We start from the raw sequence: 5,351 nt of genomic DNA on the forward strand, positions 1-5,351 counted from the left end.
CCCTGTCCGCTTTTGGCAACGTCCACCATGGAGACCAATCCTTGCAGGGTGCCGGGGATGGAGTTGGGATCCATAAAGATCACCTTCGAGCTGGGACTGCTGCCCACCTTGAAACCCATATCGATGTAGTTTTGCGCCATCAGGTATTGCAGCGCATTGACTGCCTCCGGGTTCTCCTGCAGAGTGGCGGCAATGGTTTTGATGGCCTCAGCCGTACCCTCGGCCAGCAGCAGCCGCTCCCGCTTCTCGGCCTCTGCTCGCAACAACTGTGCCTTAGCAGCCCCTGCCGCCTGATTGATGCTGGCCTGCTGTTCCCCTTCCGACTTGAGGATGGCGGCCCGCTTTTCCCGTTCGGCAGCCATTTGCTTTTCCATCGAGTCTTGCACCGTCTTAGAGGGCTGGATATCCCTGACTTCTACGCGGGTGATCTTGATCCCCCAGGGATCGGTGGCCTCGTCCAGTTCTGTCAAAAGGCGGGCGTTGATCTCGGCACGGGAGGAAAAGGTTTGATCCAAGTCCATGCGGCCAATTTCGGCGCGCAAGGCCGTCAGCACCAGATTAATCAAAGCCCGTTGCACATCCTCCACTGCATAGCGGGCCTTGATCATATCAGTGATGCGCCAATAAACCACTGCATCGGCCATCAGCGAAACGTTGTCGCTGGTGATGCACTGCTGCGGTGGCACGTCCAGTACCTTCTCGCGAATGGTTTCCTGGAAAACAATTCTGTCGAGGGGGGGGAGAATAACGTGCAGCCCTGGGGTTAGCTTGCGGTGAAACCGGCCCAAACGCTCTACCAGTGCCTCATACCCCTGGCTGATGATCTTGACCGAGTTGAACAGGTAGCCAATGAAGATGAGGGCAATGGCCGCTAAGATGCCTGGCATAAGGTTCTTCTCCTGACAGAGAGTTCAGCCCCTATTCTAGACGGTTGTTGGAACTGATCCCTTCACCTCGACACGCCTTAATAGAGACATGATGCATGAACAGGATAAGCAGACCTTCGGGACATATGGATTTTCTTAAGGTTTTTGGATCCGCGACCGACGACTTGAAGGTTACCCAGTAGAAAGCTTACGAGAGGATGCCGTCTATGAAGCTGAACAGCAAGAACCTAGAAGTTGGCTTGAACAAAATCTACGATGTCATTGTCGCCGGCGGCGGCGCAGGGGGGTTGTCGGCGGCGATCTATCTGGCTCGCTACGGCTTGAGCTGCCTGGTCGTAGAAAAAGGCAGAGGCCGCTCTTTTTGGATGCAGGATTTGCGCAATTATCTCGGCCTACCTCCGACCACGCCAGGGCGGGAGCTGTTGCGACAGGGAAGGGAGCACGCCCTCAGCTTGGGGGTGGACTATCTGTGGGGCTATGTGGAAGATGTGAAGGATGAGGGAGAGCTTTTTGCCGTCAAGGTCAAGGTGGGAAAAGTCAACAGCCTCTACCCCGTTTTTCGCAGCCGATATTTGATTGCAGCAACGGGCATCATCGACCATTTGCCGCAATTGCCCGACATGCAAAATGTTTACGAGTATGCGGGCTACTCGCTGCATGTTTGTATGATCTGCGATGGCCATGAAATGCGGGATCAAAAGGCGGTTTTGATCGTCGGCTCCGAGGCTCAAATCAACACCGCTTTTGTCCTCAACTGGTTTACGCCTTATATCTCGGTGTTGACCCACGGCCTCTGCTCGGTTGGCCCTGAAATGCGCCAAAAACTGGCCGAACACGGCTATCCCCTCTACGAAGCTCCCATTCGCCGTTTTTGGGGAGAAAACCACCAGATGAGAGGGGTAGAGCTGGAGGATGGCACCTACATTGAGGCTACCACCGGCTTGGTGGCGATGGGAGCCAAATACCACAACGACTACTTGAAAGGGATCCCTGACTTGAAATGGCAAGGGGAGAGTCTGCTCACCGACGAGTGGTGCCGCACTGCCCACCCGCGCCTGTTTGCGCTCGGGGATTTGAAGCAGGGCCTGAACCAGGTGTCAATTGCGGTTGCCGATGGCACCCTGGCTGCCACAGCCATCTGGCGGGACATCCGCCGCGCCTCTCCTGCTCGTAAATGGGAAGAGCGCCTGCGCTCATAAGTTGAGCTCATCCTGCTCTCTCTGGAGAGTTGGGGTAGCCTTCTGCCCTATGATTGTTGCGAAAGCCCCGGCAACTTCCATGCATTCTCTGAAAGCGGCGATCTTTTTCTTGGTTTTCCTATTGGTGGGGCTGTACTACTACGCGGTGGAGGCCCAACCGCTTTTCGATCTCAACCTAACCCTGACCTCAGAATACGACCCCGTTCTCCCGATTGAGAGCGTTCGAGTCGTGCGCGGCAGCAACCCGCAAGATCTCCTCATTTATTTGTCGGCTCCCTCTGCTGCTTGGGTTCATCAAGAGCGGGTGAACGGGCATTATTTGATCGACATTCCCTATGCCGTGATTACCCGTTCGACCCTTGTTGAGGTGCCTGCGGAGCTGCCCTACCGGCTGAGCTGGGGCAACCAGGACGAGCACACCGGGCGCCTGTTGATCACCCCTGCTCCCCCTCATGTGGAGGTGGTGCTGCAACACGGCTGGGCGGCAGATCCCAATTGGCTTGATCCTTGGGAAAACAGCCAGCCTTTGCCCCTGCCTTTGGAAGAGGTGCTGGAGCCCTTATTAGAGGTGCCGCCCCGTTCTGCTTTCCTCACCATTGACGATGGGCCCTGGCCACAGTCCACCCCTCGCCTTTTAGAGGTTTTGGATCAGCTACAGATTCCGGCCACCTTCTTTCTTATCGGCAATCATGTCTCTCAATTTCCAGAATTGGCCCAATCCATTCGGGCTCACCACCACACCATAGCCAACCATACGTTTACTCACGATTATCGACGCCTCTACAGCAGTGACGCGATCTTCTATGCCGAGGTGGATCAGACAACGCAACTGCTGAAAACGTTGCATTTGGATCCCCAACTGGTGGTTCGGCCGCCGGGAGGTTTTCGTCTCGATTCGGCTTTACGGCGTTCTTTGGAGCAGGCAGGGTATCGCGTTCTTTACTGGAACATGAGCCCAGAAGATGCCTATGCCGGCCAAACGGCGGCCCAACTGTTGGAACGCGTTCAAGCCCAGTTGCAGGTGTTCAAGAATTCGGATCAACCCCTGGTTTTGCTGCTGCACGATCGCTGGCCCCATACCGCCGAGGCCCTGCCGAATATCGTCGCCGCCATTGAAGAGGCAGGCTATCGCTTTTTGCCCTGGCCGGCTTTCAGGGATCCCGCTTGAAGGCGACTCTTCTCATCGGCTACCGCAGGAGTTTCCTGGCCAGAGAACTGAGGTGCGAAAGCCTGTACCTTGACAAGCTTTCCCCCAGGTAGCACATTGAAGGGTTACAGGAATTGGCTACAGGCCGGGAAGATGAGCGAGAGGACACTATTCGACAAGGTATGGGATGCTCACACGGTGCGGATGTTGCCCTCGGGGCAGACGCAGTTGTTCATCGGCCTGCACTTGATCCACGAGGTCACCAGCCCGCAAGCTTTTGCCATGCTGCGGGAGCGTCATCTGCCGGTTCTGTTCCCGGAGCGGACGGTGGCTACAGTGGATCACATCATTCCCACCGACGGCCGGGCGCGGCCTTTTGCCGATCCCTTGGCGGAGGAGATGATCCAGGAATTGGAGCGCAACTGTCGGCAACATGGCATTCGCTTCTACAACAGCGGCTCCGGTCGGCAGGGGATCGTGCATGTCATCGCGCCGGAGCAAGGGCTGACGCAGCCGGGGATGACCATTGCCTGCGGAGATAGCCACACGTCCACCCATGGGGCCTTTGGGGCGATTGCCTTCGGCATCGGCACCAGCCAGGTGCGGGACGTGTTGGCCACCCAAACCTTAGCTTTGTCCAAACTCAAGGTGCGCCGCATCGAGATCCAGGGCACGTTGGGGCCGGGGGTTTACGCTAAGGATGTTATCCTGCACATCATCCGCCGGCTGGGGGTCAAAGGCGGGGTGGGCTACGCCTACGAGTACGGCGGCAGCGCCATCGAGGCCATGAGTATGGAAGAGCGCATGACCCTCTGCAACATGTCCATCGAGGGGGGAGCCCGCTGCGGCTACGTCAATCCCGATGCGGTAACCTTTGAGTATCTAAAGGGGCGGGAGTTCGCTCCCCAGGGATCTGACTGGGAAGAGGCAGTGGCCTGGTGGAAAAGCCTGGCCAGTGACCCCGATGCGGTCTATGACGACGTGGTCGTGTTCCAAGCTGCCGACATTGCCCCGACGGTTACTTGGGGGATCACCCCTGGCCAGGGTATTGGCGTGGATGAGCGGATCCCGGCTCCCGAGGAGCTGCCGGAAAGCGAGCGGGAACTGGCCCAAGAGGCCTATGCTTACATGGATTTGCAGCCGGGGGATCCCATTGTGGGGACGCCGGTGGATGTCTGCTTCATTGGCAGTTGCACCAATGGCCGCTTAAGCGACCTGCGGGAGGCGGCCAAGATCGCCAAGGGGCGGCGGGTGGCGCCTGGGGTAAAGGCGTTTGTAGTACCCGGCTCGGAGCGGGTCAAGCAGGAGGCCGAACAGGAGGGCCTGCGGGAGATCTTCGAGGCAGCAGGGTTTGAGTGGCGGGATCCCGGCTGCTCCATGTGTTTGGCGATGAACCCGGATCGGTTGGTGGGGCGCCAGATCAGCGCCTCTTCTTCCAACCGCAACTTTAAGGGCCGTCAGGGATCCCCTACCGGGCGCACCCTGCTCATGAGCCCGGCCATGGTGGCGGCAGCGGCCGTGAGCGGCAAAGTGGTGGATGTGCGAACGCTGCTTTGAAACCGTGACGTACTCCCGCGCTCATGCTGACGCATAGAGTGCGGGCTTCAAGGACTACGTTCCGCTTCGCGAACACTAAAAATCTCGGCTGCTGCGAGTCAAAGCCTCTTGGATATCCAGATCCAGATCCCTCACCGATTCCAGCACCGAGCGCGTAATCAGCTTGCCTTGCTGGACCAAAATCGCGCCGGTTACAGGGTGCAAGAGCGGCTGTTCGGCCCGCCGCCCGATCAACGCCTCGATATCCTTAAAGGCATTGATGTACATCCCCGCCGGCAATTCCACCACCACCCCTTCTCCCAGGACCCGCGCTTGGCAGGCCAGTCGGGAATTGGGCTTGCAAGTGGTGATCACCTCCAGAGTGCGCTGCTCCCGCTTGGTGACCGGCGAGAGAGACTCCATCCCCTCTTTCACATACACATGGCAGGTGGCACAGAGGCCGCGCCCGCCGCACTCTTTCAACACATTCAGCTCTTCTTGCAGCAGCACCGAGAGCAAATTGCTGTTGGTGGCAATCTCAGACACCTGGGCAATGGGATCCAATCGCACGCGCTTGACCAT

At 58.0% G+C, this 5,351-nt stretch carries 5 protein-coding genes; 3 read left to right on the forward strand and 2 right to left on the reverse strand.

The genetic code is table 11. The features are described from left to right. Positions 1-887: SPFH domain-containing protein (locus NW844_RS11120; protein WP_414335675.1), on the reverse strand; the 887-nt coding region annotated here is incomplete at its 3' end. 206 nt (positions 888-1,093) lie between these two features. Between NW844_RS11120 and NW844_RS11125 the strand changes: the two genes are divergently transcribed. The 3 genes from NW844_RS11125 to leuC all read left to right on the forward strand — a co-directional run bounded on the left by NW844_RS11125 (position 1,094) and on the right by leuC (position 4,790). Then, on the forward strand, positions 1,094-2,086 hold the full coding sequence (locus NW844_RS11125; RefSeq protein WP_414335677.1) for an NAD(P)/FAD-dependent oxidoreductase: 993 nt from the start codon (positions 1,094-1,096) through the stop codon (positions 2,084-2,086). Positions 2,087-2,165: 79 nt separating this feature from the next. Continuing rightward, on the forward strand, positions 2,166-3,254 hold the full coding sequence (locus tag NW844_RS11130) for a polysaccharide deacetylase family protein (protein WP_414335678.1): 1,089 nt from the start codon (positions 2,166-2,168) through the stop codon (positions 3,252-3,254). 132 nt (positions 3,255-3,386) lie between these two features. Further along, positions 3,387-4,790 (forward strand): 3-isopropylmalate dehydratase large subunit, encoded by a 1,404-nt coding sequence (gene leuC, locus NW844_RS11135; protein ID WP_414335680.1) that lies wholly within the window; start codon positions 3,387-3,389, stop codon positions 4,788-4,790. Positions 4,791-4,865: 75 nt separating this feature from the next. On the opposite strand, the gene NW844_RS11140 is transcribed toward leuC, so the two are convergent. After that, positions 4,866-5,351, reverse strand: a 486-nt coding sequence (locus NW844_RS11140; RefSeq protein WP_414335682.1) for a 2Fe-2S iron-sulfur cluster-binding protein, incomplete at its 5' end; no start/stop codon positions are given.

This window comes from Synechococcus sp. H55.2 (genome assembly GCF_047462495.1).
Taxonomy (GTDB): Bacteria; Cyanobacteriota; Cyanobacteriia; order Thermostichales; family Thermostichaceae; genus Thermostichus.